We start from the raw sequence: 26,339 nt of genomic DNA on the forward strand, positions 1-26,339 counted from the left end.
GCTTTATGCAAACCGCCTACACCGTCCTGATCCTGCTGATGCTGGTGGGCGTTTCACGCCTGATCGGACGGGTGATCCCGCTGCCGTTGCCCTTGGTGCAAATTGCCGCGGGTGCGTTGCTCGCCTGGCCGACCCTGGGTCTGCATGTGGCGCTGGATCCGGAATTGTTTCTCTTTCTGTTCCTGCCGCCGCTGCTGTTCTCCGACGGCTGGCGTATGCCCAAACGTGAACTGTGGCGCCTGCGCGGGCCGATCCTTACCCTGGCGGTGGGGCTGGTGTTGTTTACGGTGGTCGGCGCTGGCTATTTCATACATTGGTTGTTACCGAGTATTCCACTGCCGGTGGCCTTTGCGCTGGCGGCCGTGCTGTCGCCGACGGATGCCGTGGCGGTCTCGGCGATTTCCCAGAACCGTTTGCCGACGCCGCTGATGCACATGCTGCAAGGCGAGGCGTTGATGAACGATGCCACGGGCCTGGTGACGTTCAAGTTTGCGTTGGCCGCAGCGGTGACCGGGGTGTTTTCGCTGGCGAATGCCAGTGTGACCTTTGTGCTGGTGGCGCTCGGCGGCCTGGCCGTCGGTGTGGCCTTGAGCTGGCTGGTGGGACGCCTGCGTTCCTGGATGATCGCTCGCGGCTGGGATGATCCGGCGACGCATGTGGTGTTCATGTTGCTGCTGCCGTTCGCGGCTTATGTGCTGGCTGAGCGTCTTGGCGCTTCCGGCATCTTGTCCGCCGTGGCTGCGGGGATGATGCAGAGCTGGCTCGACCTGCTCCCGCGCCAGACCAGCACTCGATTGCTCAACCGCAGCGTCTGGTCGTTGCTTGAGTTTGCTTTCAACGGCTTGATCTTCCTGCTGCTGGGATTGCAACTGCCGGACATCATCAAGGCGGTGGTCAGCCACGAAACCTCGCTATGGCCGACGTTGCTGTATCGCTGTCTGGACGTAGTGGCGATTTTTCTGGTGCTGCTTTTGTTGCGGTTTGTCTGGGTGCAGAGCATCTGGCGCTTGTCTGTTTTGCTGCGACGCCTGCGCGGTAAAGGCGAAGTGACTCAAGTGCCGACCGCGCGCTCCTGCTGGCTGCTGACGGTCGGCGGCGTGCGCGGCGCCGTGACGCTGGCGGGGGTACTGTCGGTGCCGTTGCTGATGGGCGGCGACGCGTTTCCCGAGCGGGACCTGCTGATTTTCATCGCCGCCGGGGTGATTCTGCTGTCCCTGATCTCCGCCTGCATCGCTTTGCCGCTGTTGCTGCGCGGCATCGAAAAAAGCCCTGACGACAAGCGCCGCAATGAAGTGCGTGATGCCTGGCGCAAAACCGCTGAAGCGGCGATTCATGCGCTGGAAGTCGAGGAAGCCAAGCCTGCGGATGCGGCCGAGGCCGCGTTGGCCGTCGAACTCAAAGCGCGGATCATGTCCGAATATCGGCATCAACTGGAGGTCTTCAATGACTCGGCCGAGGCCCAGGCATTGGCATTTCAGATGGACTTGCTGGAGCGGCGTCTGCGGTTGAAGGCGCTGCGAGCGCAGCGCCTGGAGTTGTACAAACTCAGTCGTCATCACCAGATTGGTGATGACGTGTTGCGAGAAGTGTTGGGTGAGCTGGATTTGAGTGAGGCCAACCTGGGTCAAGTGAAGGCATGAGCGAAGGGTCGACCTGACGGTTTTCAGCGTGGGTAAACCGAGCTGATGAACTTGATATCTTGCTCGGACAGTTGGTTGTTTTGAGGGACTTCGACCTTGTCCCACATGACACTCGCAGGAAAGGCGTAGTGCATGATTGATTTCGGGTCGTAGGGTGTTTGCCGGGTGTGGCTGTAATCAAATTTTTCCAGGACATTCCGGTAAATCTCTTCTTCGGTCCAGCCGTGTTCTTTGAATTCGCGATAGAGAGCGGATAAATTCCAGTCCAGTGGCGCGTCGGGATGCTGATGTTCATGTTCAACCCCTAGTGCATGGCCGAACTCATGCATGGCAGCTACCGTGAAAAAAGAAGACTGGTAGTCGGTGCCCAGCACCATTGTGGGCAGGTGCGGGAGAATGTTTCGTGCGTCTGTCCCAATGACAGAGCTGCCTGCGCCATCTTTGAAGTGAGACAGTAATATTCGTATGTCCCCGTCATACAACTCGTCGTTATCGTCCAGCTCGATGAATTCAAAGTTCAGGTTTACGTGGGGCGCCCATTGGTTGATGGCGGCGACGACGGCCTGGAACATGGCTTCGTCATAGCGTGTGATAGCAATGCGCAGCGTTTGGCCGTTGGTCCAGAATTTGGCGGGCGCCGCGACGCTTCGTGTAGTGCGGGAAAGGGAGTTGCCAATAGCCTCGTGATCGAGTGCTTCGGAGGTGTTAGTAGTAGAGCCGGCATCGATGAGGCCGTAAGTGCGGCAGCAGGGTTTTGGGATATTCATATATTATTGCTACTTGTGGGTGTTTAAATATTTTGATGTTTTTAAGGCGCAAAAAAAACTGCTCGCATGGCAGTTACATGTGTTCTGCGTTCGATAAGTAGTAATCGATATAAAGACAAGTAGCGAATATTGTGGTGTTTCAGTATGTTTTGGTTTGATGGTGTTGTGTTGTGTGTTGTGAATGTTAAAGGTTTTTTTGCGTGGTTATATATTTAGGAGTGGCTATATATACTGGGTGGTTTCTTTTATTTCGAGTATGCAGAAGTGCTACTGGTAAGAAGTGCATTCAAGTAATTTGAATGTCTGTAACGGGGTGAGTTCGGCTTTATAAACAAGCCCCGCGCCATGGGGTATGGCGCGGGGTGTCAGTGTTATTTATTGCGCGTGATAAAGGCGCGGATGCGTTCTGCGGCTTCTATGCATTCTGCCAGTGGCGCAACCAGCGCCAAGCGTACACGGCCTGCGCCCGGGTTGAAGCCATCAACCGCACGGGACAGATAAGAACCCGGCACCACGGTCACGTGTTCTTCCACAAACAGATCACGGCAGAACGCCTCGTCATCGCCTTCAACATTCGGCCACAGGTAAAAACCACCGTCCGGACGCTGCACATCCATCACCGGGCTGAGGATTGCCAGCACCGCATCGTACTTCTCGCGGTACAGCGCACGGTTGGCGCGCACATGTACTTCGTCATTCCACGCGGCGACGCTGGCCAGTTGGGTTTGAACGGGCATGGCGCAGCCGTGGTAGGTGCGATAGAGCAGGAAGCCCTTGAGGATGTCGGCGTCACCGGCGACAAAACCTGAACGCAGGCCCGGCAGGTTGGAGCGCTTGGACAGGCTGTGGAACACCACGCAGCGTTTGAAGTCCTTGCGGCCCAGTTCCACGCAAGCGCTGAGCAGGCCCGGCGGCGGTGTCTGTTCGTCGAAATACAGCTCGCTGTAGCATTCGTCAGCGGCGATCACGAAGTCGTATTCGTCAGCCAGGGCGATCAGTTTTTTCAGGGTGTCGAGCGGAATCAGCGCGCCGGTCGGGTTGCCTGGCGAGCACAGGAACAGGATCTGGCAGCGTTTCCAGATGTCCGGCGAGACAGCGTCGAAATCCGGGTTGAAGCCGTTTTCGTCCAGGCACGGCAGATAGTGCGGCTTGGCCCCGGCGAGGAACGCCGCGCCTTCGTAGATCTGATAGAACGGATTCGGGCTGACCACCAGCGCGTCTTCGCCACGGTTGACCACGGTCTGGGTGAAGGCAAACAGTGCTTCTCGGGTGCCATTGACTGGCAACACGTTGCGCGCCGGGTCGAGCCAGCCGGTCGGAACGCTGAAGCGGCGTTCACACCATGCAGCGATAGCTTCACGCAGGGCCGGGATTCCGAGGGTAGTCGGATACACGGCCATCTGATCCAGATTGCTTGCCAGGGCTTCAGCGACAAAGCTTGGCGAACGGTGCTTCGGCTCGCCGATGGACAGCGCGATGGCGCGCTTTTCCGGGTTTGGCGTGACGCTGCCGAGCAGGGCGCGGAGCTTCTCGAACGGATAGGGCTGCAACTGGTTCAGAGCGTTGTTCATGAGGGGGCCTCGTTCATTGTGGGAGCGAGCCTGCTCGCGAAGGCGGTGTGTCAGAAACGATGATGTTGACTGACCCTCCGCTATCGCGAGCAGGCTCGCTCCCACAGGGGAAAATTGTGAGTTCAGATACTGATGCGTGACAATTTGATATCGGGTTCGTTACTGACGGTCAGCTGTTCAACGATCGCATCTTGCAAGCGGGTACACAGCAGCGGGTCGGACAATGGCTGGTTGTTCGCGTCGGTGATAAAGAACACGTCTTCCACGCGTTCGCCCAAGGTCGCAATCTTGGCGTTCTGCAGCGACAGGTCGAACTCGAGGAAGATCGTGCCGATCCGCGCCAGCAGACCCGGGCGGTCCGGAGCACTGAGCTCCAGCACCGTCACCGGACGCTGAGCGTCGTTGTGGATCGTCACCTGTGGCGCAAACGCGAAATGCTTGAGCTGACGCGGCACGCGGCGCTGGATGATGGTCGGGTAGTCGTCCGGGTTGCGCAGGGCTTCGGTCAGACCCTCGCGGATCTGTTTGACCCGCGCCGGGTTATCACCGATCGAGTCGCCGTCAGTGTCGAGCACGATATAGGTGTCGAGGGTGAACTGGCTGCTGGAGGTGATGACCCGAGCGTCGTGAATGTTCAGGTTGAGCTGGTCCATCGCGGCCACGGTCACGGCGAAGAAGTCATGCTGGTCAGGTGCGTAGATGAAGATCTGCGTACCCCCCTCGAATTCACGCTGGGTGGTTTCCTTGATCAGCACCAGCGGCCCGCCATCGGCCGGTTGCTGGAGGATCGCGTCACTGTGCCAGGCGACGTCGCCGGCGGTGTGACGCAGGAAGTAGTCATCGCCCAGTTGCGACCACAGCTGTTCGACATCGTCCGGGTCGGTACCGCCGCGCACCAGGATGTCCAGGGCGGCGCTCTGGGTCTGGCGGATCTGCATTTCGCGGTCCACCGGGTTTTCCAGGCCGCGTCGCAAGGCGCGCTTGGTCTCGGTGTAGAGCTGGCGCAAGAGGCTGGCGCGCCATGAGTTCCACAGGGTCGGGTTGGTGGCGTTGATGTCGGCCACGGTCAATACGTACAGGTAGTCGAGACGGGTTTCGTCGCCGACGGCCTGGGCGAAATCGTGGATCACCTGCGGGTCGGACAAGTCCTTGCGCTGGGCGGTGGTCGACATCACCAGGTGATTCTGCACCAGCCAGACGATCAGGCGAGTGTCCCATACCGGCAATTGGTGGCGCTGGCAAAAGGCTTCGGCATCCACCGCGCCGATTTCCGAGTGGTCGCCATGCCGGCCTTTGCCGATGTCGTGGTACAGGCCTGCCAGGTAAATCAGCTCGGGCTTGGGCAGCTTGGCCATGAGCTTGCTGGCCAGCGGGAATTTTTCCGATACCTGGGTGTACTGCAACTTGCGCAGGTGCTTGATCAGATTCAGGGTGTGGGCGTCGACCGTATAGATATGAAAGAGGTCGTGTTGCATCTGCCCGACAATGAAGCCGAACTCCGGCAGGTAACGCCCGAGGATGCCGTAGCGGTTCATCCGGCGCAGGTTGCGGTGGATACCGATCTTGCACTTGAACAGCTCGATGAACAGGCTGGTGTTGCGAATGTCGTTGCGGAAATCGTCGTCGATCAGGTGACGATGCTCGCGCAGCAGACGAATGGTGTCGGCGCGCACGCCTTTGATTTCCGGTTGCTGGGCCATCAGCACGAAGATCTCGAGCATGGCGAACGGCGTGCGACGGAACACGTTGTCGTTGCGCGCTTCGATATAGCCATCGTGTAGCTGGAACCGCGAGTTGATCGGCTGCGGCGGCGCTTCGTCTTCCGGGGCGAGGATGACTTCTTCGAAGTGCTGAATGATCAGGTCGCTGAGCTGGGCAATGCTCATGACCACCCGGTAATACTGCTGCATGAAGTTTTCGATGGCTTGTTTGGCGTCATCGCCCTCGAAACCCAGCAGCCCGGCAATCGAGCGCTGGTGGTCGAACAGCAAGCGGTCTTCGGAACGACCGGCGAGCATGTGCAGCGCGTACCGGACCTTCCACAAAAACTCCTGGGACGAGGCGAGCAGGGCGTTTTCGCTTTCGACCAGAAAACCTTCGCCGGCCAGTGCTCGCAGGTTCAGGGTGCCGTATTCGCGACGGGCCACCCACAGAATCGTCTGAATGTCCCGCAGGCCGCCGGGCGAACCTTTGACGTTGGGTTCCAGGTTGTATTCGGTGTCGTTGTATTTGTGGTGACGGGCCTTTTGCTCGGCACGCTTGGCCAGGAAGAACTCCTTGCTCGGCCACATGTGCGCGGTGCTGGTGACGTCAAGCATGCGCTGGCGCAAGCGCTCGGGACCGCAGATGGTGCGGCTTTCCATCAGGTTGGTGACCACCGTCAGGTCGGCGCGGGCTTCAATGGCGCATTCGTCCACCGAGCGAACGCTCTGGCCGACTTCCAGGCCGATGTCCCACAACAGCGTCAGAAAACGCTCGATGGAATCGCGGAAAACTTCGTGATCGGCGCTGTCCAGCAGGATCAGCAGGTCGATGTCGGAATAAGGGTGCAACTCACCGCGACCGTAGCCACCGACCGCGACCAGCGCGATGTCGGCGTCTTCGCTCCAGTTGAACTGCTCCCAGGCCTTTTGCAGGATGTTATCGACGAACCAGGCGCGATCCTCGATCAGTCGGCGAATGTCCCGGCCGCTGCGAAAGCGCCCGTCGAGCACCTCGCGGGCCTGGCGGATCGCCTTCTTGAAGGCCGCGATCGGGCTTGCCTTCAGGGCCAGTTCAGCCTGGAACTGGCCGCGGTCGAAGAGTTCGGGATCCACCTGCGGCATCGATTGGCTTTCCTATCTATCTATAAGGCTGGGAGCTGCCTGGGTTCGGATCAGGCCGAAACGCGCGGGATGGTGTCATCGGCGCGCAAGGTGAAGATCTCGTAACCGGTCTCGGTCACCAGCAGGGTGTGCTCCCACTGGGCCGACAACTTGCGGTCCTTGGTGATCGCGGTCCAGCCGTCGCCCAATACCTTGGTGTCAGCCTTGCCCTGGTTAATCATCGGCTCGATGGTGAAGGTCATGCCCGCTTTCAGCTCCATGCCGGTGCCAGCGCGGCCGTAATGCAGGATTTGCGGCTCTTCGTGAAACACCTTGCCGATGCCATGGCCGCAGAACTCGCGAACCACCGAGAAACCGTTCTTTTCAGCGTGTTTCTGGATGATTTCACCGATGTCGCCCAGGCGGCAGCCGGGTTTGACGATCTCGATGGCCTTGTACATGCATTCCTGAGTCACTTGCGACAGGCGCTCGGCCCAGACCGGCACGCTGCCGACGTGGAACATGCGGCTGGTGTCGCCGTGGAAACCGTCCTTGATGACGGTCACGTCGATGTTCAGGGTGTCGCCATCCTTCAGCGGCTTCTCGTTCGGGATGCCGTGGCAGACCACGTGGTTGATCGAGGTGCAGATCGACTTCGGGTAGCCTTTGTAGTTGAGCGGGGCAGGGATGGCTTTCTGCTCGTTGACGATGTAGTCGTGGCAGATGCGGTCCAGCTCTTCGGTGGTGATCCCCGGCTTGACATGTTCGGCAATCATTTCCAGCACATCGGCGGCCAGTTTGCCGGCGACACGCATCTTTGCGATGTCCTCGGGGGTTTTGAGGGTGACGGTCATACAGGCTCTCTCTGCGCTCAATGGCGCTTGCTAAAACGAAATGGGCATTGCGCGTTCGATCTTCGCGGCCCTGAAAAACGCAATTCTAACAGACGATCAGCGCAAATCTGAGCCTCTGTGCATCGCTTCTCTCTATAGATTGGCGCATTCTTGGGCGATTCCAAGTGCGCGGTTGAAGTCACGCATCAGGAATTGAGAATCCGGGTTCCGTTTTTTGCATCCCTGTGATATAAAATGCGCCGCTTTCCGGGGATACCCCGAAAGGCTTAAATCCACACACGTGTCGACACGATGACCTGGGTGCCTTCAGCTGATGCTGCTGGTTGGTCATTGGGATACGTGGAGGCCAAACCCGACTTATTAAGGAACTATCATGTCCCAAGTCAACATGCGCGATATGCTGAAGGCCGGTGTGCACTTCGGTCACCAGACCCGTTACTGGAACCCGAAAATGGGTAAGTACATTTTCGGCGCGCGTAACAAGATTCACATTATCAACCTTGAAAAAACCCTGCCAATGTTCAACGAAGCTCTGACTTTCGTAGAGCGTCTGGCCCAGGGCAAAAACAAGATCCTGTTCGTCGGCACCAAGCGTTCCGCTGGCAAGATCGTTGCTGAAGAAGCAGCACGTTGCGGTTCGCCGTACGTCGATCACCGCTGGTTGGGCGGCATGCTGACCAACTTCAAAACCATCCGTGCTTCCATCAAGCGTCTGCGTGACCTTGAAGTGCAAGCCGAAGACGGTACTTTCGCCAAGCTGACCAAGAAAGAAGCGCTGATGCGCACTCGCGATCTTGAGAAGCTCGATCGTTCCCTGGGTGGTATCAAGGACATGGGCGGTCTGCCAGACGCTCTGTTCGTTATCGACGTTGATCACGAGCGCATCGCGATCACCGAAGCCAACAAGCTGGGCATCCCGGTTATCGGCGTAGTCGATACCAACAGCAGCCCGGAAGGCGTTGACTACATCATCCCAGGCAACGATGACGCAATCCGCGCTATCCAGTTGTACATGGGTTCGATGGCTGACGCAGTCATCCGCGGTCGCAACCACGTTGCTGGCGGCACCGAGCAGTTCGTTGAAGAAGCTCCGGCGGCTGCAGCTGAGTAATTGACGCCCTGGCGTTGACTCAGTAAGCAAAAAGGGGGCTTGGCCCCCTTTTTGCCACCTCGAAAACCGTTTGTGGGCAGCGCAGCTACAGCCTTTGTAACGTGCAGCCGCTAACAAATGGGGTCGGGAAGAATTGATCGCCCGTTTGATCGGGTGGAATGGTTGAAAACCTATCCAAGAGGATTTTGAAATGGCAGAGATTACTGCAGCGTTGGTTAAAGAACTGCGTGAGCGTACCGGCGAAGGCATGATGGATTGCAAAAAGGCCTTGACCAAGGCCGGCGGCGACATCGAAAAAGCCATTGATGACATGCGTGCTTCCGGCGCCATCAAGGCTGCCAAGAAAGCAGGCAACGTAGCTGCTGAAGGCGCTATCGCTCTTAAAGAAGACGGTAAAACCGCCGTTCTGTTGGAAGTTAACTCGCAGACTGACTTCCTGGCCCTGCAAGACGACTTCAAGGCATTTGTTGCTTCCAGCGTTGAAAAAGCGTTCGCTGACAAGCTGACTGATGTCGCTCCGCTGATCGAAGCTCAAGAAGCCGATCGCCTGGTCCTGGTCGGCAAGGTTGGCGAAAACGTCAACATCCGTCGCCTGGCTCGCGTTGAAGGTGATGTTGTTGGTGGTTACCTGCACGGCAACAAGATCGGTGTTGCGGTTGTTCTCAAAGGCGGCACCGTTGAGCTGGCCAAAGACATCGCCATGCACGTAGCGGCCACCAACCCTGAATTCCTGCTGCCATCGGAAGTTTCCGCTGAAGCGGTCGAGCGCGAAAAAGGCGTTTTCCTGACCCTCAACGCTGACAAGATCGCTGGCAAGCCAGAAAACATCGTTGAAAACATGGTCAAAGGCCGTATCAGCAAGTTCCTGGCTGAAGCAAGCCTGGTTGAGCAGGCGTTCGTCAAGAACCCTGAAATCAAGGTCGGCGAACTGGCCAAGAAAGCCGGTGCTGAAATCGTTTCTTTCACCTACTTCAAAGTAGGCGAAGGCATCGAGAAGCCGGTCGACAACTTCGCTGAAGAAGTTGCTGCCCAGCTGGCTGCCGCCAAGCAATAAGACGGTTTTTAACTGTCGCCCTGAAGAGGCTGCCCGCTTACGCGCGCAGCCTCTTTTCAGATGGGGCACCAATTTTTATTGGTTTCCCTTTGGAACTGGCTTACAAAGCCATGTTCCGATGGCGCTGAAGCAGCGCCAAGCTAGAGTGAACGCCAGCTGTAAACAGCTCGCAAAGAATTTTTAAAAATACGCCGCAGGAGAGATTCGCAATGGCTCAGCAGGGCAGTGGTTATCAGGCTCGCTATAAACGCATTCTACTCAAGCTTAGCGGCGAGGCCCTGATGGGCTCGGAAGAGTTCGGGATCGATCCGAAAGTTCTGGATCGCATGGCGCTTGAAGTCGGCCAACTGGTCGGCATCGGTGTTCAGGTCGGTCTGGTGATCGGCGGTGGCAACCTGTTCCGCGGTGCAGCGCTGAGCGCGGCCGGCATGGATCGGGTAACGGGCGACCACATGGGCATGCTGGCCACTGTGATGAACGCCTTGGCCATGCGCGATGCGCTGGAACGTGCCAATATCTCGGCCATCGTGATGTCGGCCATTTCCATGGTAGGCGTGACTGATCACTACGATCGTCGCAAAGCCATGCGTCACCTGAACGCCAAGGAAGTGGTGATTTTCGCCGCCGGTACCGGGAATCCGTTCTTCACTACGGATTCGGCAGCCTGCTTGCGAGCAATCGAAATCGACGCCGATGTCGTGCTCAAGGCGACCAAGGTCGATGGCGTCTACACCGCTGACCCATTCAAAGACCCGCATGCCGAGAAGTTCGATCATCTGACTTACGATGAAGTGCTGGATCGCAAGCTGGGCGTGATGGATTTGACGGCCATTTGCCTGTGCCGCGACCACAAGATGCCGTTGCGCGTCTTTAACATGAACAAGCCCGGCGCCCTGCTGAACATCGTGCATGGCGGCGCTGAAGGGACCCTGATCGAGGAAGGCCAACAATGATCAATGAAATCAAGAAAGACGCTCAAGAGCGCATGAAAAAATCCGTGGAATCGCTGCTGCACAACTTCGGCCGTATTCGTACCGGCCAGGCGCACCCAAGCATTCTTGAAGGCGTGATGGTGCCGTATTACGGTTCCGACACCCCGATCAAGCAGGTGGCGAACATCACCGTCAAAGACGCCCGTACCCTGCAAGTCGTGGCCTTTGAGCGCAACATGCTGGGTGCTGTCGACAAGGCCATCGGTAGTGCGGGTCTGAACCTCAACCCGACCAACCTGGGCGAGTTGTTGCTGATCTCCATGCCGGCCCTGACCGAAGAAACCCGCAAGGGTTTCACCAAGCAGGCTCGCGACGTCGCTGAAGATGCCCGTGTTGCCGTGCGCAACATCCGTCGCGATGCCAACAGCTCGCTGAAGGATCTGGTCAAGGAAAAAGAAATCAGCGAAGACGAAGAGCGTCGCGCCACTGGCGAGATCGACGATTTGACCAAGAAGTATGTGGCTGAAATCGACGCACATCTGGCACAGAAAGAAAAAGACCTGATGGCCGTATAAGGGTCGCGTTTTCATGGAAAAGACTAAGCAGACTGCGCCGTCCGCGGTGCCGCGCCATGTCGCGATCATCATGGATGGTAATAATCGCTGGGCGAAAAAACGCTTTATGCCGGGTGTCGCCGGGCATAAAGCGGGCGTGGATGCAGTTCGCGCAGTGATTGAGGTGTGTGCCGAGGCCGGGGTCGAGGTATTGACCTTGTTCGCCTTCTCCAGTGAGAACTGGCAGCGCCCGGCCGATGAAGTCAGTGCCTTGATGGATCTGTTCTTCAAGGCATTGCGTCGCGAGGCCAAGCGCCTCAATGACAACAACATCAGTCTGCGCATCATCGGTGATCGTTCGCGCTTTCATCCCGAGCTTCAAGTGGCCATGCGTGAAGCCGAGGCGATGACTGCTGGTGCCAACCGCTTTGTCCTGCAGATTGCCGCCAATTACGGCGGCCAGTGGGACATTGCGCAAGCCGCGCAGCGTCTGGCGCGGGAGGTTCAGGCCGGACACCTGCGTCCGGAGGACATCACCCCGGAGCTGTTGCAGACCTGTCTGGCCACCGGCGATCTGCCGTTGCCAGACTTGTGCATCCGCACCGGTGGCGAGCACCGCATCAGTAACTTCCTGCTCTGGCAACTGGCTTATGCCGAGTTGTACTTCTCCGACCTGTTCTGGCCGGACTTCAAACACGACGCCATGCGTAACGCGCTGGCCGATTTCGCTTCTCGCCAGCGCCGCTTCGGTAAAACGAGCGAGCAGGTCGAGGCTGGAGCCCGGGTTTAATGCTCAAACAACGAATCATCACCGCGCTGATCCTGCTGCCGATCGCTTTGTGCGGGTTTTTCCTGCTCGAAGGCACAGGCTTTGCGCTGTTCATCGGGCTGGTCGTGACCCTCGGCGCGTGGGAATGGGCTCGCCTGGCAGGCTTCAACGCCCAGCCGATTCGCGTGGCCTACGCGGTTGTGGTCGCCTTGATGTTATTTGTCATGCACATCCTGCCGGGGCTCGCGCCCTGGGTATTGGGCGCTTCGGTGCTCTGGTGGGGTGTGGCGACGTATCTGGTGCTGACCTACCCGCGTTCCAGCGAGCACTGGTCCAGCGCCGCTTGCAAGCTGGTGATCGGTTTGCTGATCCTGCTGCCGGCCTGGCAGGGTCTGGTCCAGATCAAGCAGCAACCTTTGGGTAACTGGTTGATCATGGCGGTGATGGTCCTGGTCTGGGGTGCCGATATCGGCGCGTATTTTTCCGGCCGGGCCTTTGGCAAGCGCAAGCTGGCGCCGCAGGTCAGTCCTGGCAAGAGCTGGGAAGGCGTGTACGGCGGCTTGCTGTTGAGTCTGGTGATCACGGCGATCGTTGGTTTTGTGCGCGACTGGAGTTTCGTGCAAATGCTGATGGGCCTGATCGGTGCGGCAGTGATCGTTTTCATCTCGGTCGTGGGCGACCTCACCGAGAGCATGTTCAAGCGTCAATCGGGGATCAAGGACAGCAGTAACTTGCTGCCGGGCCACGGCGGGGTGCTGGATCGCATCGACAGCCTGACGGCCGCGATCCCGGTCTTTGCCGTGTTGTTGTGGATGGCTGCACCGTGAACCGCCCACAACAAATTACCGTTCTGGGGGCGACCGGCTCCATCGGTCTGAGCACCCTGGACGTGATCGCTCGCCATCCCGAGCGTTATCAGGTGTTCGCCTTGAGCGGTTTTACTCGCCTGAGTGAGCTGCTGGCTTTGTGCGTGCGTCATACGCCGCAGTTTGCCGTCGTGCCGGAAGCGGGCGCTGCCCGAGCCTTGCAGGTCGACTTGCGCGCCGCAGGCCTCTCGACCCGCGTGCTGGTTGGGGAGGAGGGGCTGTGTCAGGTGGCTTCCGACCCTGAGGTCGATGCGGTCATGGCGGCCATCGTCGGCGCGGCGGGCTTGCGTCCGACCCTGGCGGCAGTCGAGGCGGGCAAGAAGATTCTGCTGGCCAATAAAGAAGCGCTGGTCATGTCGGGTGCGCTGTTCATGCAGGCCGTGCGCAAAAGCGGTTCAGTGCTGCTGCCGATCGACAGCGAGCACAACGCGATTTTTCAATGCATGCCACAGGATTTCGCCCGCGGACTTGGCGCGGTGGGCGTGCGTCGGATTCTGCTGACAGCTTCTGGTGGTCCGTTCCGACAGACACCGATGGCCGAACTGGTGCATGTTTCCCCTGAGCAAGCGTGCGCTCATCCGAACTGGTCCATGGGGCGTAAGATTTCGGTTGATTCGGCCAGCATGATGAACAAAGGGCTCGAGTTGATCGAGGCCTGCTGGCTGTTCGACGCCAAGCCATCCCAGGTCGAAGTGGTGATTCATCCTCAGAGCGTGATTCATTCGCTGGTCGACTATATCGATGGCTCGGTACTGGCCCAGTTGGGCAATCCTGACATGCGCACGCCGATCGCCAACGCCCTGGCCTGGCCAGAGCGCATCGATTCTGGTGTGGCGCCACTGGATCTGTTTGCCATCGCGCGACTGGACTTCCAGGCGCCCGATGAAGAGCGTTTCCCTTGCCTGCGCCTTGCGCGTCAGGCTGCCGAAGCCGGCAATAGCGCGCCGGCCATGCTCAATGCGGCGAATGAAGTGGCTGTCGCGGCGTTTCTCGACGAGCGGGTTCGCTACCCGGAAATCGCGAGTATCATCGAGGAAGTGTTAAGCCTTGAGCCGGTCGTTGCGGTGGATGATCTCGAGGCGGTGTTTACCGCCGACGCGAAAGCGCGGGTACTCGCCGAACAATGGTTGAGTCGTCACGGGCGGTAAGTGCTGCAATACGTTGACCCATGCGGCATTGGACAGGATTGCGGAGAAAGTAGATGAGCGCGCTCTATATGATTGTCGGCACCCTGGTTGCACTGGGCGTGCTGGTCACCTTCCACGAGTTTGGCCATTTCTGGGTCGCACGTCGCTGTGGGGTCAAAGTGCTGCGTTTCTCCGTAGGCTTCGGCATGCCGCTGCTGCGCTGGCACGACAAGAAAGGCACAGAGTTCGTGGTGGCTGCCATTCCGTTGGGCGGCTACGTGAAGATGCTCGACGAGCGCGAAGGTGATGTGCCAGCCGATCAGCTCGATCAATCCTTCAATCGCAAATCGGTCCGCCAGCGCATTGCTATCGTGGCTGCCGGACCGATCGCCAACTTTTTATTGGCAATGGTTTTTTTCTGGGTATTGGCCATGCTCGGCAGCGAGCAGGTGCGGCCGGTCATCGGTGCGGTCGAGTCCGGCAGTATCGCCGCCAAGGCCGGTCTGGGTGCTGGTCAGGAAATTATTGCCATCGATGGCGAGCCAACTTCTGGCTGGGCCGCAGTGAATCTGCAGCTGATCCGTCGTCTTGGCGAGAGCGGTTCTATTCAATTGCTGGTGCGTGAGCAGGGCTCCACGGCGGATTCACCCCGTGAGCTGATGCTGGATAAATGGCTCAAGGGTGCTGACGAACCGGATCCGATTCGTTCGCTGGGTATTCGCCCTTGGCGTCCGGCGTTGCCGCCCGTGCTGGCTGAGCTTGATTCGAAAGGGCCGGCACAGGCAGCGGGCCTGAAGACCGGTGATCGGTTGTTGGCACTTGATGGCAAGTCACTTGATGACTGGCAGCAGGTGGTCGACACGGTCCGTATGCATCCGGATACCAAAATCATGCTGCGCGTTGAGCGTGATGGTGCTCAAATCGACGTCCCTGTGACCTTGGCCGCTCGCGGCGAAAGCAAAGCGCCCACCGGTTATCTGGGCGCGGGGGTGAAAGCGGTCGATTGGCCACCAGAGATGATTCGCGAGGTCAGTTATGGCCCCGTGGCCGCAATTGGCGAGGGTGCACGACGCACCTGGACCATGAGCGTGCTGACCCTCGATTCGCTCAAGAAAATGTTGTTCGGCGAGCTCTCGGTAAAAAACTTGAGTGGACCGATAACCATTGCTAAAGTGGCGGGCGCTTCTGCCCAGTCGGGTGTCGCTGATTTCCTGAATTTCCTTGCTTATCTGAGTATTAGCCTGGGGGTTCTGAATTTGTTGCCCATTCCTGTACTGGATGGGGGACATTTGTTGTTTTATCTGATCGAGTGGGCGCGTGGTCGTCCCTTGTCGGATCGGGTGCAGGGTTGGGGGATACAGATCGGTATCAGTTTGGTGGTCGGGGTGATGTTGCTTGCTCTGGTCAATGATTTGGGCCGTCTGTAACACTTCGCTGAATTGCGAATCTGCCGCATTTTGCGGCAGTTTGTTTATTGCCAGTTGGAATAAGAAAGGACTTCATGAAACGTCTGCTGCTAACTGCGGTTCTCACCGTATTGATGATCGCCGAAGTTCACGCCGAGTCCTTCACTATCTCTGATATTCGCGTCAATGGCCTCCAGCGGGTCTCCGCGGGTAGCGTCTTTGGTGCTTTGCCGTTAAACGTCGGTGAACAGGCGGATGATCGTCGCCTGGTGGAATCCACTCGTGCGCTGTTCAAAACCGGGTTCTTTCAAGATATCCAGCTGGGCCGCGATGGCAACGTCCTTGTCATCACGGTAGTCGAGCGCCCGTCAGTCGCCAGTATCGAGATCGAAGGTAACAAGGCGATCTCTACTGAAGACCTGATGAAGGGACTCAAACAATCCGGTCTGGCCGAAGGCGAGATCTTCCAGCGTGCCACCCTCGAAGGTGTACGTAACGAACTGCAGCGCCAATATGTCGCCCAGGGTCGCTACTCCGCCACCGTCGACACCGAAGTGGTGCCGCAGCCGCGTAACCGCGTCGGCCTGAAGGTCAACATCAACGAAGGCACCGTTGCGGCAATCCAGCACATCAACGTGGTGGGTAACACGGTCTTCCCTGACGAAGACCTGATCGACCTGTTTGAATTGAAGACTACCAACTGGCTGTCGTTCTTCAAGAACGATGATAAGTACGCCCGTGAAAAACTGTCCGGTGACCTGGAGCGTCTGCGCTCCTACTACCTGGACCGTGGCTATATCAACATGGATATCGCTTCGACCCAGGTGTCCATTACTCCAGACAAGAAACACGTCTACATCACCGTCAACGTCAACGAAGGCGAGAAGTACACCGTTCGTGACGTCAAGCTGAGCGGCGACCTGAAAGTCCCTGAGGACCAGGTCAAGTCCCTGCTGCTGGTTCAGAAAGGCCAGGTGTTCTCGCGCAAGCTGATGACCACCACGTCCGAGCTGATCACCCGTCGCCTGGGTAACGAGGGTTACACCTTCGCCAACGTCAGCGGCGTGCCTCAGCCGAACGATGAAGACCACACGGTCGACATCACTTTTGCTGTCGATCCGGGCAAGCGTGCTTACGTCAACCGCATCAACTTCCGTGGCAATACCAAGTCCGAAGACGAAGTGTTACGCCGTGAAATGCGTCAGATGGAGGGCGGCTGGGCTTCGACCTACCTGATCGACCAATCCAAGACCCGTCTTGAGCGTCTGGGCTTCTTTAAAGAAGTCAACGTCGAAACCCCGGCTGTACCGGGTGTCGACGACCAGGTTGACGTGAACTACAGCGTTGAAGAACAGGCTTCCGGTTCCATTACCGCCAGCGTCGGTTTCGCTCAGAGCGCCGGTCTGATCCTCGGTGGTTCGATCACCCAGAACAACTTCCTGGGTACCGGTAACAAGGTCAGCATCGGTTTGACCCGCAGTGAATACCAGAGCCGTTATAACTTCGGTTATGTCGACCCGTACTGGACTGCAGATGGCGTGAGCCTGGGCTACAACGCTTTCTATCGCACCACTGACTACAAAGACCTTGATGTCGACGTAGCCAGCTATGCCGTAGACAGCCTGGGTGCTGGCGTCAACGTCGGCTACCCGATCAGCGAGACGTCGCGACTGACCTTTGGCCTGAGCGCGCAACAGGACAAGATCAAGACCGGTCAGTACACCGTTGACGAGATTTTCGACTTCGTTAACCGTGAAGGCGACAGCTACCTGAACTTCAAAGCGTCGGCCGGTTGGTCCGAGTCGACTTTGAACAAAGGTGTGCTGGCGACCCGTGGCCATTCCCAGAGTCTGACTCTGGAAACCACGACGCCGGGTAGCGACCTGTCGTTCTTTAAACTGGATTACCGTGGTCAGCTGTTCCAGCCAATCACCGAAAACTACACCGTTCGTCTTCACACCGAACTGGGCTACGGCGACGGTTACGGTTCGACCGACGGCTTGCCGTTCTATGAAAACTACTATGCTGGTGGTTTCAACTCGGTTCGTGGCTTTAAGGACAGTACCCTGGGGCCGCGCAGTACACCTAGCCGTGGTCAGGCTGTAACGGGTAACGCCGGTACACTCGCCGACCCGGACCAGGATCCGCTGCCGTTCGGTGGTAACGTTCTGATCCAGGGTGGTGTCGAGTTGCTGTTCCCGCTGCCATTCGTCAAGGATCAGCGTTCCCTGCGTACTTCGGTATTCTGGGACGTGGGTAACGTATTCGATTCCAAGTGCGACAAAACGACAAACGCCAATGTCGGTTCGACCTCTCAAACAGAGTGCAACGACATCAGCTTGAGCAACGTTGCGAGCTCTGTCGGTGTGGGTGTGACCTGGGTCACCGCACTGGGTCCTCTGAGCTTCGCGTTGGCCATGCCGATCAAGAAACCGGATGACGCTGAGACTCAAGTGTTCCAATTCTCTCTCGGCCAGACGTTCTAAGCGTCTGCCCCAAAATAACGACAATGGATTTTGTAGGAGTACATCGTGCGTAAGTTGACTCAATTGGTTCTCCTGGCGACCGTACTGGTAGCAGGTCCGGCTTTTGCCGACATGAAAATCGCCGTTCTGAACTATCAGATGGCCCTGCTGGAATCCGACGCGGCCAAGAAATACGCCGTGGACGCCGAGAAGAAGTTTGGTCCGCAACTGTCCAAGCTCAAGACGCTGGAAAGCAGCGCCAAAGGCATCCAGGACCGTCTGATGGCTGGCGGCGACAAGATGCAGCAAGGCGAGCGTGAACGCCTTGAGCTCGAGTTCAAGCAAAAGGCCCGCGACTTCCAGTTCCAGTCCAAGGAGCTGAACGAAGCCAAAGCCGTTGCCGACCGTGAAATGCTGAAGCAGCTCAAGCCGAAACTGGACAGCGCTGTGGAAGAAGTCATCAAGAAAGGTGCTTTTGACCTGGTCTTCGAGCGTGGCGCAGTGATTGATGTCAAACCTCAGTACGACATCACTCGCCAGGTTATCGAGCGCATGAATCAGCTGAAGTAATCCATGACAGCGACTATAAAGCTCGGCCAGTTGGCCGAGTTCCTCGGCGCCACGCTACGTGGCGACCCGGAGAAAGAAATTACTGGGCTAGCCACTTTGCAAGAGGCTGGCCCAGCTCAGTTGAGCTTTCTCGCAAACCCCCAATACCGAAAATACCTGGCGGACTGCCGGGCTGCAGCGCTGTTGCTGAAGGCCGCTGACGCTGAAGGTTATGCCGGTAATGCGCTGGTGGTGCCTGATCCGTATCTGGCCTATGCGCGTATTTCCCATCTGTTCGATCCCAAGCCCAAGGCGCCGGCCGGTATTCATCCGACAGCGGTAGTGGCCGCGGACGCAGTGGTTGATCCGGCTGCGAGCATCGGTGCCTTTGCGGTGATCGAAAGCGGCGCGCGTATTGCTGCCGGTGTGACCGTGGGGGCGCATTGCTTCATCGGTGCCCGTAGCGAAGTCGGCGAAGGCGGCTGGCTGGCCCCGCGGGTCACGCTGTACCACGACGTGCGCATCGGCAAGCGGGTAGTGATTCAGTCCGGTGCCGTGCTGGGTGGCGAAGGCTTCGGCTTTGCCAACGAGAAAGGTGTCTGGCAGAAAATCGCCCAGATCGGCGGTGTATTGGTCGGTGATGATGTGGAGATTGGCGTGAATACCGCTATCGATCGCGGTGCGCTGGCCGATACCGTACTGGGTAACGGTGTGAAGCTCGACAATCAGATTCAGATCGCCCACAACGTACAGGTTGGTGATCACACCGCCATGGCCGCGTGTGTGGGGATCTCCGGCAGCACCAAAATCGGCAAGCATTGCATGCTCGCCGGGGGCGTTGGGCTGGTGGGGCATATCGAAATTTGCGACAACGTTTTTATCACCGGGATGACCATGGTGACCCATTCGATTACCGAAAAGGGTTCCTATTCTTCCGGTACGGCGATGCAACCAGCCGCCGAATGGCGCAAAAGCGCGGCCCGTATCCGTCAGCTCGATGACATCGCGCGACGTCTGCGACAGCTGGAAAAGCGTGTAGGGGACGTGACCCCTGACGGTAATGCTTCATCAGATGGCTGATACCATTTCCATATCAAGTGTGCACAGCCGCTAGACTGCCTCCTTGATTTGCTAGAGGGGTGCGCGTCAGTCGCGCGCTCCCAATCTTTACATAGGCTTCCCCCCGAAATGATGGACATCAACGAGATTCGCGAATACCTGCCTCACCGTTACCCGTTCCTGCTGGTGGATCGGGTCGTGGATCTGGATGTGGAAGGCAAGCGCATTCGCGCCTACAAGAATGTCAGCATCAACGAACCGTTCTTCAATGGTCACTTCCCCGCGCATCCAATCATGCCGGGCGTACTGATCATCGAAGCGATGGCTCAGGCTGCCGGTATCCTTGGTTTCAAAATGCTCGACGTGAAGCCTGCCGACGGCACGCTCTACTACTTCGTCGGCTCCGACAAGCTGCGTTTTCGCCAGCCCGTCACTCCAGGCGATCAATTGATCCTCGAAGCCCGTTTCATCAGCTGCAAGCGTCAGATCTGGAAGTTCGAGTGCCAGGCTTCGGTCGATGGCAAGCCAGTCTGCTCCGCTGAAATCATCTGCGCGGAACGCAAACTATGAGTTTGATTGACCCTCGCGCAATCATCGATCCGACGGCCGTTCTGGCTGAAGGTGTCGAGGTCGGCCCATGGTCGATCGTCGGCGCAGGTGTGGAAATCGGCGAGGGGACAGTGATCGGGCCGCATGTGATTCTCAAGGGCCCGACCCGAATCGGTAAGCACAACCGCATCTACCAGTTTTCCTCGGTAGGTGAGGACACGCCCGATCTGAAATACAAAGGCGAAGAAACACGTCTGGTCATCGGTGACCACAACATCATCCGTGAAGGCGTGACGATTCACCGTGGCACGGTTCAGGACCGTTCGGAAACGACCCTGGGCGATCACAACCTGATCATGGCCTATGCCCACATCGGCCACGACAGTGTCATCGGTAACCACTGCATCCTCGTCAACAACACTGCGTTGGCTGGCCATGTGCACGTTGAAGACTGGGCTATCCTGTCCGGCTTTACCCTGGTTCACCAGTATTGCCACATCGGCGCCCACAGCTTTTCCGGCATGGGTACCGCCATTGGCAAGGACGTTCCCGCCTACGTCACGGTGTTCGGCAACCCGGCCGAAGCCCGTAGCATGAACTTCGAAGGCATGCGCCGTCGTGGTTTCAGCGAAGACGCGATCCACGCCCTGCGTCGTGCCTATAAGGTGGTTTACCGCCAAGGCCTGACGGTTGAGCAGGCACTCACCGAATTGGCCGAACCTTCGGACCAGTTCCCGGAAGTCGCGGTGTTCCGTGATTCCATCCAGTCTTCGACCCGCGGCATCACACGTTAATCATGGCTAATCTGCGTATTGCGCTGGTGGCGGGTGAGGCTTCCGGTGACATTCTGGGCGCGGGCATCATGCGCGCACTCAAGGCTCAGCATCCGGCAGTGGAGTTCATCGGTGTCGGTGGTCCGCTGATGCAGGCCGAAGGCCTGACTTCGTATTTCCCGATGGAACGTCTTTCGGTCATGGGCCTGGTGGAAGTGCTGGGTCGATTGCGTGAACTGATGGCGCGTCGCAAAAAGCTGATCGCCGACCTGATCGCCGAAAAGCCGGACGCATTTATCGGCATCGATGCCCCGGACTTCAACCTCACTATCGAACTCAAGCTGCGTCAGGCCGGGATCAAGACCGTGCATTACGTCAGCCCGTCGGTGTGGGCGTGGCGGCAGAAGCGGGTGCTGAAGATTCGCGAAGGCTGCGACCTGATGCTGACGCTGTTTCCATTCGAAGCGAAATTCTACGAAGAAAAGGGCGTGCCGGTGCGGTTTGTCGGGCATTCCCTGGCGGATGCGATCCCGCTTGAAGCCGATCGCGCCGCCGCTCGGGCCGAGCTCGGCTTGCCGGACGGACCGCTGGTTGCGTTGATGCCGGGCAGTCGTGGCGGCGAAGTCGGCCGTCTCGGTGCGTTGTTCCTCGATACCGCCCAACGCCTGCGGGCCTTGCGCCCCGGCGTTCGGTTCGTCATGCCTTGCGCCAGCCCGGAACGCCGCGCGCAGCTTGAAGAGTTGCTGGCCGGTCGCGATCTGCCGCTGACCCTGCTCGATGGCAAATCCCATCTGGCCCTTGCCGCCTGCGACGCCGTGTTGATTGCCTCCGGCACGGCGACCCTTGAAGCGCTGTTGTACAAGCGGCCGATGGTGGTCGCTTATCGCCTGGCGCCGCTGACGTTCTGGATTCTCAAGCGCATGGTGAAAAGCCCCTACATCTCGTTGCCGAACTTGCTGGCCCAACGCCTTTTGGTGCCCGAGTTGCTGCAAGACGACGCAACGGTCGAAGCCCTGGCCCAGACCTTGTCACCGTTGATCGAGGGTGGCGAAGAACAGACCCGTGGCTTCGACGAAATCCACCGGACCTTGCGTCTGGATGCCTCCAACCAGGCGGCGGATGCCGTGCTGAAACTGATTGGCCCAGTACAATGAGTAAAACAAGCATGCAAATGGGGCTGGATTTCACCTTGGTCGCTGAAGTGGAAGATCTGGTTGCCGGTGTCGACGAAGTCGGTCGCGGCCCGCTCTGCGGCGCCGTGGTCACGGCTGCGGTAATTCTCGATCCGAATCGGCCGATTCTTGGTCTGAACGACTCGAAGAAACTCACCGAAGCCCGCCGCGAAAAGCTCTACGACGAAATTTGCGAAAAAGCCCTGAGCTGGTGCATCGCCCGGGCCGAAGTTGAAGAAATCGATGAGCTGAATATTCTGCATGCCACCATGTTGGCCATGCAGCGCGCGATCGAAGGGCTGCACATCCAGCCGAAACTGGCGATGATCGACGGCAACCGCTGCCCGAAACTGTCCATGCGCGCCGAAGCGGTGGTGCAGGGCGACGGCAAGGTGCCGGCCATCGCTGCGGCGTCGATTCTGGCCAAGGTCAGCCGTGACCGTGAAATGGCCGCTTTCGAATTGATTTACCCGGGTTACGGGATCGGCGGCCACAAAGGCTACCCGACCCCCGTTCATCTGGAAGCTCTGGCCCGATTGGGGCCAACGCCGATTCACCGTCGTTCTTTCGCCCCGGTGCGCCTGGCTTACGAGGCTCGCGAAAACCTGATCGAGAGTTAGTCGCGAGGCTGATGTTTTACTCAAGGCCCGGTACAATCCGGGCCTTGTTGTCTTCACGTTTCTAGACAGGATCACTATGCCGGCTTCATTCGTTCATCTACGCCTGCACACTGAATATTCCCTGGTCGACGGTCTGGTGCGGATCAAACCGCTGGTCAAGACCCTGGTCGGCATGAACATGCCTGCCGTCGCGGTCACCGACCAGAACAACATGTGTTCCCTGGTCAAATTCTATAAAGCCGCCATGGGCGCAGGCATCAAGCCGATCTGCGGTGCCGACCTGTGGTTGTCGAACAAGGACCCGGACAACGCCCTGAGCCGGATCAGCCTGCTGGTGATGAACGCTGTCGGCTATCGCAACCTCACCGAACTGATTTCCCGCGGCTTCATCGACGGCCAGCGCAATGGCTCGGTCATCATCGAGCGCGAGTGGGTGGCCGAAGCCAGCGAAGGCTTGATCATGCTGTCGGCGGCCAAAGAGGGCGAGATCGGCCTGGCCATGCTCAGCGGCAATCCGGCAGAAGCGGAAAACCTCGCGCGCGAATGGATGGCCGTGTTCCCGGATCGTTTCTATCTGGAGATCCAGCGCACCAACCGCCCGAACGACGAAGAGCAGTTGCACGGCGCCGTGGCGCTGGCCGAGAAGATCGGTGCGCCGCTGGTCGCCACCAACGACGTGCGTTTCATCAAGCAGGAAGACTTTGCCGCTCACGAAACCCGCGTCTGCATCGGTGAGGGCCGCGCCCTCGACGATCCGCGGCGTTCGAAGAATTACAGCGATCAGCAATACCTCAAAAGCGCCGAGGAAATGGCCGAGCTGTTCAGCGACATTCCCGAAGCGCTGGCCAACACCGTCGAGATCGCCAAGCGCTGCAACATCGAAGTGAAGCTGGGCACTCACTTCCTGCCCAACTTCCCGATCCCTGATGGCATGACCATCGACGAGTATTTCCGCAAAGTTTCGTTCGATGGCCTGGAAGAGCGTCTCAGCGTTCTGCTGCCCCGAGACACCACCGAAGACTACGAAACCAAGCGTCAGGTCTACGTCGACCGGTTGAATTTCGAACTGGATATCATCATCCAGATGGGCTTCCCCGGTTACTTCCTGATCGTGATGGACTTCATCCAGTGGGCCAAGAGCAACGGCGTGCCGGTCGGGCCTGGCCGGGGGTCGGGTGCCGGGTCGCTGGTGGCCTATGTGCAGAAGATCACCGACCTCGATCCGCTGGAATATGACCTGCTGTTCGAACGTTTCCTTAACCCGGAACGGGTTTCCATGCCCGACTTCGACGTCGACTTCTGCATGGACGGTCGTGACCGTGTGATCGACTACGTGGCCGAGAAATACGGCCGTAATGCGGTGAGCCAGATCATCACCTTCGGTTCCATGGCCGCCAAGGCGGTGGTCCGAGACGTGGCGCGGGTGCAGGGCAAGTCCTACGGTCTGGCGGATCGTCTGTCGAAGATGATTCCGTTCGAAGTCGGCATGACCCTGGAAAAAGCCTACGAGCAGGAAGAAATCCTGCGCGACTTCATCAAGGTCGATGAAGAAGCCGCGGAAATCTGGGAAATGGCGCGCAAGCTTGAAGGCGTTGTGCGTAACGTCGGCAAGCACGCCGGTGGTGTGGTGATCGCGCCGACCAAGCTGACTGACTTCTCGCCAATCTATTGCGATGAGGCCGGCGACGGTCTGGTGACCCAGTTCGACAAGGACGACGTTGAAGCCGCCGGCCTGGTGAAGTTCGACTTCCTCGGCCTGCGGACCCTGACGGTCATCGACTGGGCACTGAAAACCATCAACCGCGACCGCGCCAAGGTCGATCAGCCGCCGCTGGATATCGCGTTCATCCCGCTGGATGACAAACCGACCTACCAGCTGCTGCAAAAAGCTGAAACCACCGCGGTGTTCCAGCTTGAGTCGCGCGGCATGAAAGAGCTGATCAAAAAGCTCAAGCCCGACTGCCTGGAAGACTTGATCGCACTGGTGGCCCTGTTTCGTCCGGGCCCTTTGCAATCGGGCATGGTGGACGACTTTATCAACCGTAAGCACGGTCGCGCCGAACTCGCGTACCCGCACTCGGACTACCAGTACGAAGGCCTCAAGCCCGTATTGGCACCGACTTACGGCATCATCCTGTATCAGGAACAGGTGATGCAGATTGCCCAGGTCATGGCCGGTTACACCCTCGGCGGCGCGGACATGCTGCGACGGGCCATGGGTAAGAAAAAGCCGGAAGAAATGGCCAAGCAGCGCGGCGGTTTCATTGACGGTTGCAAGACCAACAATATCGACGCCGACCTGGCCGGTAACATTTTCGACCTGGTAGAAAAATTCGCCGGTTACGGCTTCAACAAATCCCACTCCGCCGCTTATGGCCTGGTTTCATACCAGACCGCTTGGCTGAAGACGCACTACCCGGCGCCGTTCATGGCCGCGGTACTGTCGGCGGATATGCACAACACCGACAAGGTCGTGACCTTGATCGAAGAAATTCGCACCATGAAGCTGCGTCTCGACGCGCCTGATGTGAATACTTCCGAGTTCAAGTTCACAGTGAATGACGAAGGCCGGATTATTTACGGCCTCGGTGCGATCAAGGGGGTGGGCGAAGGCCCGGTCGAGGCGATTACCGAGGCGCGTCAGGACGGTCCGTTCAAGGACCTGTTCGATTTCTGTGCCCGTGTCGACCTCAAGCGAATCAACAAGCGCACCCTGGACGGTTTGATCCGCAGCGGTGCACTGGATCGTCTGGGGCCTTATTTCCATGACGAGCAGAAAGCCTATCAGGCCAATATCGACCGTAACCGGGCGGTCTTGCTGAACGCCATGGAAGGGGCGATCAAGGCGGCCGAACAAACCGCGCGTACCCATGACAGCGGTCATGTCGACCTGTTTGGTGGTCTGTTCGTTGAAGAAGATGCCGACGTCTACGCCAATCACCGCAAAGCCAAGGAGCTGACCCTCAAGGAGCGCCTGAAAGGGGAGAAAGACACCCTCGGCCTGTACCTGACCGGTCACCCGATTGACGAGTACGAAGGCGAGATCCGCCGTTTTGCCCGTCAGCGCATCATCGACCTGAAGCCGGCTCGTGATACGCAAACCGTCGCCGGCATGATCATCGCCTTGCGGGTGATGAAGAACAAAAAGGGCGACAAGATGGGTTTCATCACCCTCGACGATCGCTCCGGGCGGATCGAGGCTTCGCTGTTTGCCGAAGCGTTCCACTCGGCGCAATCGCTGTTGCAGACCGATGCGATGGTGGTGGTCGAAGGCGAAGTCAGCAACGACGACTTCTCCGGTGGCCTGCGTCTGCGGGTCAAGCGGGTGATGAGCATGGAAGATGCGCGCACCAACCTAGCCGAAAGCCTGCGCCTGAAGCTGCAGACCAAGGATTTGAAGGGCGATCAGCTACGCTGGCTGGGTGAGTTGTTCAAACGTCATCGCGGCGCGTGCCCGATCACCATGGAGTACACGAGCCCCGATGCGAAGGCCTTGTTGCAGTTTGGCGAGACCTGGCGGATCGATCCGGCGGATGCGTTGATTCAAGCCTTGCGTGACCAGTTCGGGCGAGACAACGTCTTCCTCCAATACCGTTGACGGTCGGGGCTGTCTGTAGGCTCCGATCTCGACCAGAATTTTTAATCTCGACCTGAACGCGCCTGTCCCTTAAGGTAGGGCGCGAATAGACAACCGGCC

Annotated in this window: 21 protein-coding genes; 17 read left to right on the forward strand and 4 right to left on the reverse strand. The window is 58.4% G+C overall.

What is annotated here, in order from left to right; all coding sequences use genetic code 11:
• Window positions 1-5: 5 nt before the first annotated feature.
• Window positions 6-1,640, forward strand: a complete 1,635-nt coding sequence (locus tag AC1ROI_RS11520; RefSeq protein WP_102595805.1) for a Na+/H+ antiporter — start codon at window positions 6-8, stop codon at window positions 1,638-1,640.
• Window positions 1,641-1,663: 23 nt separating this feature from the next.
• Here the strand turns inward: AC1ROI_RS11520 and AC1ROI_RS11525 are convergent, their stop codons facing one another.
• From AC1ROI_RS11525 to map, 4 genes are all read right to left on the reverse strand, one after another.
• A complete protein-coding gene (locus AC1ROI_RS11525; protein ID WP_102595803.1) occupies window positions 1,664-2,407 on the reverse strand; it encodes a M12 family metallopeptidase in 744 nt (247 codons plus the stop codon).
• A 371-nt stretch (window positions 2,408-2,778) separates the two neighbouring features.
• A complete protein-coding gene (dapC, locus tag AC1ROI_RS11530; RefSeq protein WP_102595804.1) occupies window positions 2,779-3,978 on the reverse strand; it encodes a succinyldiaminopimelate transaminase in 1,200 nt (399 codons plus the stop codon).
• 122 nt (window positions 3,979-4,100) lie between these two features.
• The gene (locus tag AC1ROI_RS11535) at window positions 4,101-6,803 is read right to left on the reverse strand and encodes a [protein-PII] uridylyltransferase (RefSeq protein ID WP_010462838.1); all 2,703 of its coding nucleotides are present in this window, start codon (window positions 6,801-6,803) and stop codon (window positions 4,101-4,103) included.
• A 50-nt stretch (window positions 6,804-6,853) separates the two neighbouring features.
• Window positions 6,854-7,636 carry a type I methionyl aminopeptidase gene (gene map / locus AC1ROI_RS11540; protein WP_010462836.1) on the reverse strand — a complete coding sequence of 261 codons (783 nt, stop codon included), beginning with the start codon at window positions 7,634-7,636 and terminating at the stop codon, window positions 6,854-6,856.
• 373 nt (window positions 7,637-8,009) lie between these two features.
• Between map and rpsB the strand changes: the two genes are divergently transcribed.
• From rpsB to dnaE, 16 genes are all read left to right on the forward strand, one after another.
• Window positions 8,010-8,747, forward strand: a complete 738-nt coding sequence (gene rpsB / locus AC1ROI_RS11545) for a 30S ribosomal protein S2 (RefSeq protein WP_007907989.1) — start codon at window positions 8,010-8,012, stop codon at window positions 8,745-8,747.
• A 190-nt stretch (window positions 8,748-8,937) separates the two neighbouring features.
• Window positions 8,938-9,801 carry a translation elongation factor Ts gene (gene tsf / locus AC1ROI_RS11550; protein WP_010462832.1) on the forward strand — a complete coding sequence of 288 codons (864 nt, stop codon included), beginning with the start codon at window positions 8,938-8,940 and terminating at the stop codon, window positions 9,799-9,801.
• Between the two features lie 209 nt (window positions 9,802-10,010).
• A complete protein-coding gene (gene pyrH, locus AC1ROI_RS11555) occupies window positions 10,011-10,754 on the forward strand; it encodes a UMP kinase (protein WP_003172271.1) in 744 nt (247 codons plus the stop codon).
• On the forward strand, window positions 10,751-11,308 hold the full coding sequence (frr, locus tag AC1ROI_RS11560) for a ribosome recycling factor (protein WP_010462824.1): 558 nt from the start codon (window positions 10,751-10,753) through the stop codon (window positions 11,306-11,308). Before pyrH ends, frr begins: the two co-directional genes overlap by 4 nt.
• Before the next feature lie 13 nt (window positions 11,309-11,321).
• Complete coding sequence (gene uppS / locus AC1ROI_RS11565) at window positions 11,322-12,077, forward strand: polyprenyl diphosphate synthase (RefSeq protein ID WP_010462822.1); 756 nt, start codon at window positions 11,322-11,324, stop codon at window positions 12,075-12,077.
• Window positions 12,077-12,883, forward strand: coding sequence for a phosphatidate cytidylyltransferase (locus AC1ROI_RS11570; protein ID WP_010462821.1), 807 nt, complete (start codon window positions 12,077-12,079; stop codon window positions 12,881-12,883). The genes uppS and AC1ROI_RS11570 overlap by 1 nt, the downstream gene beginning before the upstream one ends.
• A complete protein-coding gene (gene ispC, locus AC1ROI_RS11575; RefSeq protein WP_102595523.1) occupies window positions 12,880-14,070 on the forward strand; it encodes a 1-deoxy-D-xylulose-5-phosphate reductoisomerase in 1,191 nt (396 codons plus the stop codon). Before AC1ROI_RS11570 ends, ispC begins: the two co-directional genes overlap by 4 nt.
• A 53-nt stretch (window positions 14,071-14,123) precedes the next feature.
• Window positions 14,124-15,476: a sigma E protease regulator RseP gene (gene rseP, locus AC1ROI_RS11580; protein WP_102595522.1), complete on the forward strand. Its 1,353-nt coding sequence runs from the start codon at window positions 14,124-14,126 to the stop codon at window positions 15,474-15,476.
• A 74-nt stretch (window positions 15,477-15,550) separates the two neighbouring features.
• Window positions 15,551-17,941, forward strand: coding sequence for an outer membrane protein assembly factor BamA (bamA, locus tag AC1ROI_RS11585; protein WP_010462814.1), 2,391 nt, complete (start codon window positions 15,551-15,553; stop codon window positions 17,939-17,941).
• Between the two features lie 45 nt (window positions 17,942-17,986).
• Window positions 17,987-18,490 carry an OmpH/Skp family outer membrane protein gene (locus tag AC1ROI_RS11590; RefSeq protein ID WP_010462812.1) on the forward strand — a complete coding sequence of 168 codons (504 nt, stop codon included), beginning with the start codon at window positions 17,987-17,989 and terminating at the stop codon, window positions 18,488-18,490.
• Between the two features lie 3 nt (window positions 18,491-18,493).
• A complete protein-coding gene (gene lpxD, locus AC1ROI_RS11595; protein ID WP_010462810.1) occupies window positions 18,494-19,549 on the forward strand; it encodes a UDP-3-O-(3-hydroxymyristoyl)glucosamine N-acyltransferase in 1,056 nt (351 codons plus the stop codon).
• A gap of 108 nt (window positions 19,550-19,657) precedes the next feature.
• Window positions 19,658-20,098, forward strand: coding sequence for a 3-hydroxyacyl-ACP dehydratase FabZ (fabZ, locus tag AC1ROI_RS11600; RefSeq protein WP_008154051.1), 441 nt, complete (start codon window positions 19,658-19,660; stop codon window positions 20,096-20,098).
• A complete protein-coding gene (lpxA, locus tag AC1ROI_RS11605) occupies window positions 20,095-20,871 on the forward strand; it encodes an acyl-ACP--UDP-N-acetylglucosamine O-acyltransferase (RefSeq protein ID WP_010462807.1) in 777 nt (258 codons plus the stop codon). Before fabZ ends, lpxA begins: the two co-directional genes overlap by 4 nt.
• A gap of 2 nt (window positions 20,872-20,873) precedes the next feature.
• Window positions 20,874-22,004 (forward strand): lipid-A-disaccharide synthase, encoded by a 1,131-nt coding sequence (gene lpxB / locus AC1ROI_RS11610; RefSeq protein ID WP_077748331.1) that lies wholly within the window; start codon window positions 20,874-20,876, stop codon window positions 22,002-22,004.
• 11 nt (window positions 22,005-22,015) lie between these two features.
• Complete coding sequence (rnhB, locus tag AC1ROI_RS11615) at window positions 22,016-22,642, forward strand: ribonuclease HII (RefSeq protein ID WP_010462803.1); 627 nt, start codon at window positions 22,016-22,018, stop codon at window positions 22,640-22,642.
• Between the two features lie 76 nt (window positions 22,643-22,718).
• Window positions 22,719-26,240: a DNA polymerase III subunit alpha gene (dnaE, locus tag AC1ROI_RS11620; RefSeq protein WP_010462801.1), complete on the forward strand. Its 3,522-nt coding sequence runs from the start codon at window positions 22,719-22,721 to the stop codon at window positions 26,238-26,240.
• The last annotated feature ends 99 nt before the right edge of the window (window positions 26,241-26,339 follow it).

The organism is Pseudomonas sp. GW823-FHT02C02 (assembly GCF_058797635.1).

Bases quoted from the DNA above. Each gene is read 5' to 3' on its own strand.
- dnaE (WP_010462801.1), top strand. From the start codon at position 22,719: ATGCCGGCTTCATTCGTTCATCTACGCCTGCACACTGAATATTCCCTG.
- uppS (WP_010462822.1), top strand. From the start codon at position 11,322: ATGGAAAAGACTAAGCAGACTGCGCCGTCCGCGGTGCCGCGCCATGTC.
- frr (WP_010462824.1), top strand. From the start codon at position 10,751: ATGATCAATGAAATCAAGAAAGACGCTCAAGAGCGCATGAAAAAATCC.
- fabZ (WP_008154051.1), top strand. From the start codon at position 19,658: ATGATGGACATCAACGAGATTCGCGAATACCTGCCTCACCGTTACCCG.
- AC1ROI_RS11525 (WP_102595803.1), bottom strand. From the start codon at position 2,407: ATGAATATCCCAAAACCCTGCTGCCGCACTTACGGCCTCATCGATGCC.
- AC1ROI_RS11520 (WP_102595805.1), top strand. From the start codon at position 6: ATGCAAACCGCCTACACCGTCCTGATCCTGCTGATGCTGGTGGGCGTT.
- tsf (WP_010462832.1), top strand. From the start codon at position 8,938: ATGGCAGAGATTACTGCAGCGTTGGTTAAAGAACTGCGTGAGCGTACC.
- AC1ROI_RS11570 (WP_010462821.1), top strand. From the start codon at position 12,077: ATGCTCAAACAACGAATCATCACCGCGCTGATCCTGCTGCCGATCGCT.
- lpxA (WP_010462807.1), top strand. From the start codon at position 20,095: ATGAGTTTGATTGACCCTCGCGCAATCATCGATCCGACGGCCGTTCTG.
- map (WP_010462836.1), bottom strand. From the start codon at position 7,636: ATGACCGTCACCCTCAAAACCCCCGAGGACATCGCAAAGATGCGTGTC.
- pyrH (WP_003172271.1), top strand. From the start codon at position 10,011: ATGGCTCAGCAGGGCAGTGGTTATCAGGCTCGCTATAAACGCATTCTA.
- rseP (WP_102595522.1), top strand. From the start codon at position 14,124: ATGAGCGCGCTCTATATGATTGTCGGCACCCTGGTTGCACTGGGCGTG.
- dapC (WP_102595804.1), bottom strand. From the start codon at position 3,978: ATGAACAACGCTCTGAACCAGTTGCAGCCCTATCCGTTCGAGAAGCTC.
- AC1ROI_RS11535 (WP_010462838.1), bottom strand. From the start codon at position 6,803: ATGCCGCAGGTGGATCCCGAACTCTTCGACCGCGGCCAGTTCCAGGCT.
- rnhB (WP_010462803.1), top strand. From the start codon at position 22,016: ATGCAAATGGGGCTGGATTTCACCTTGGTCGCTGAAGTGGAAGATCTG.
- lpxB (WP_077748331.1), top strand. From the start codon at position 20,874: ATGGCTAATCTGCGTATTGCGCTGGTGGCGGGTGAGGCTTCCGGTGAC.
- rpsB (WP_007907989.1), top strand. From the start codon at position 8,010: ATGTCCCAAGTCAACATGCGCGATATGCTGAAGGCCGGTGTGCACTTC.
- bamA (WP_010462814.1), top strand. From the start codon at position 15,551: ATGAAACGTCTGCTGCTAACTGCGGTTCTCACCGTATTGATGATCGCC.
- lpxD (WP_010462810.1), top strand. From the start codon at position 18,494: ATGACAGCGACTATAAAGCTCGGCCAGTTGGCCGAGTTCCTCGGCGCC.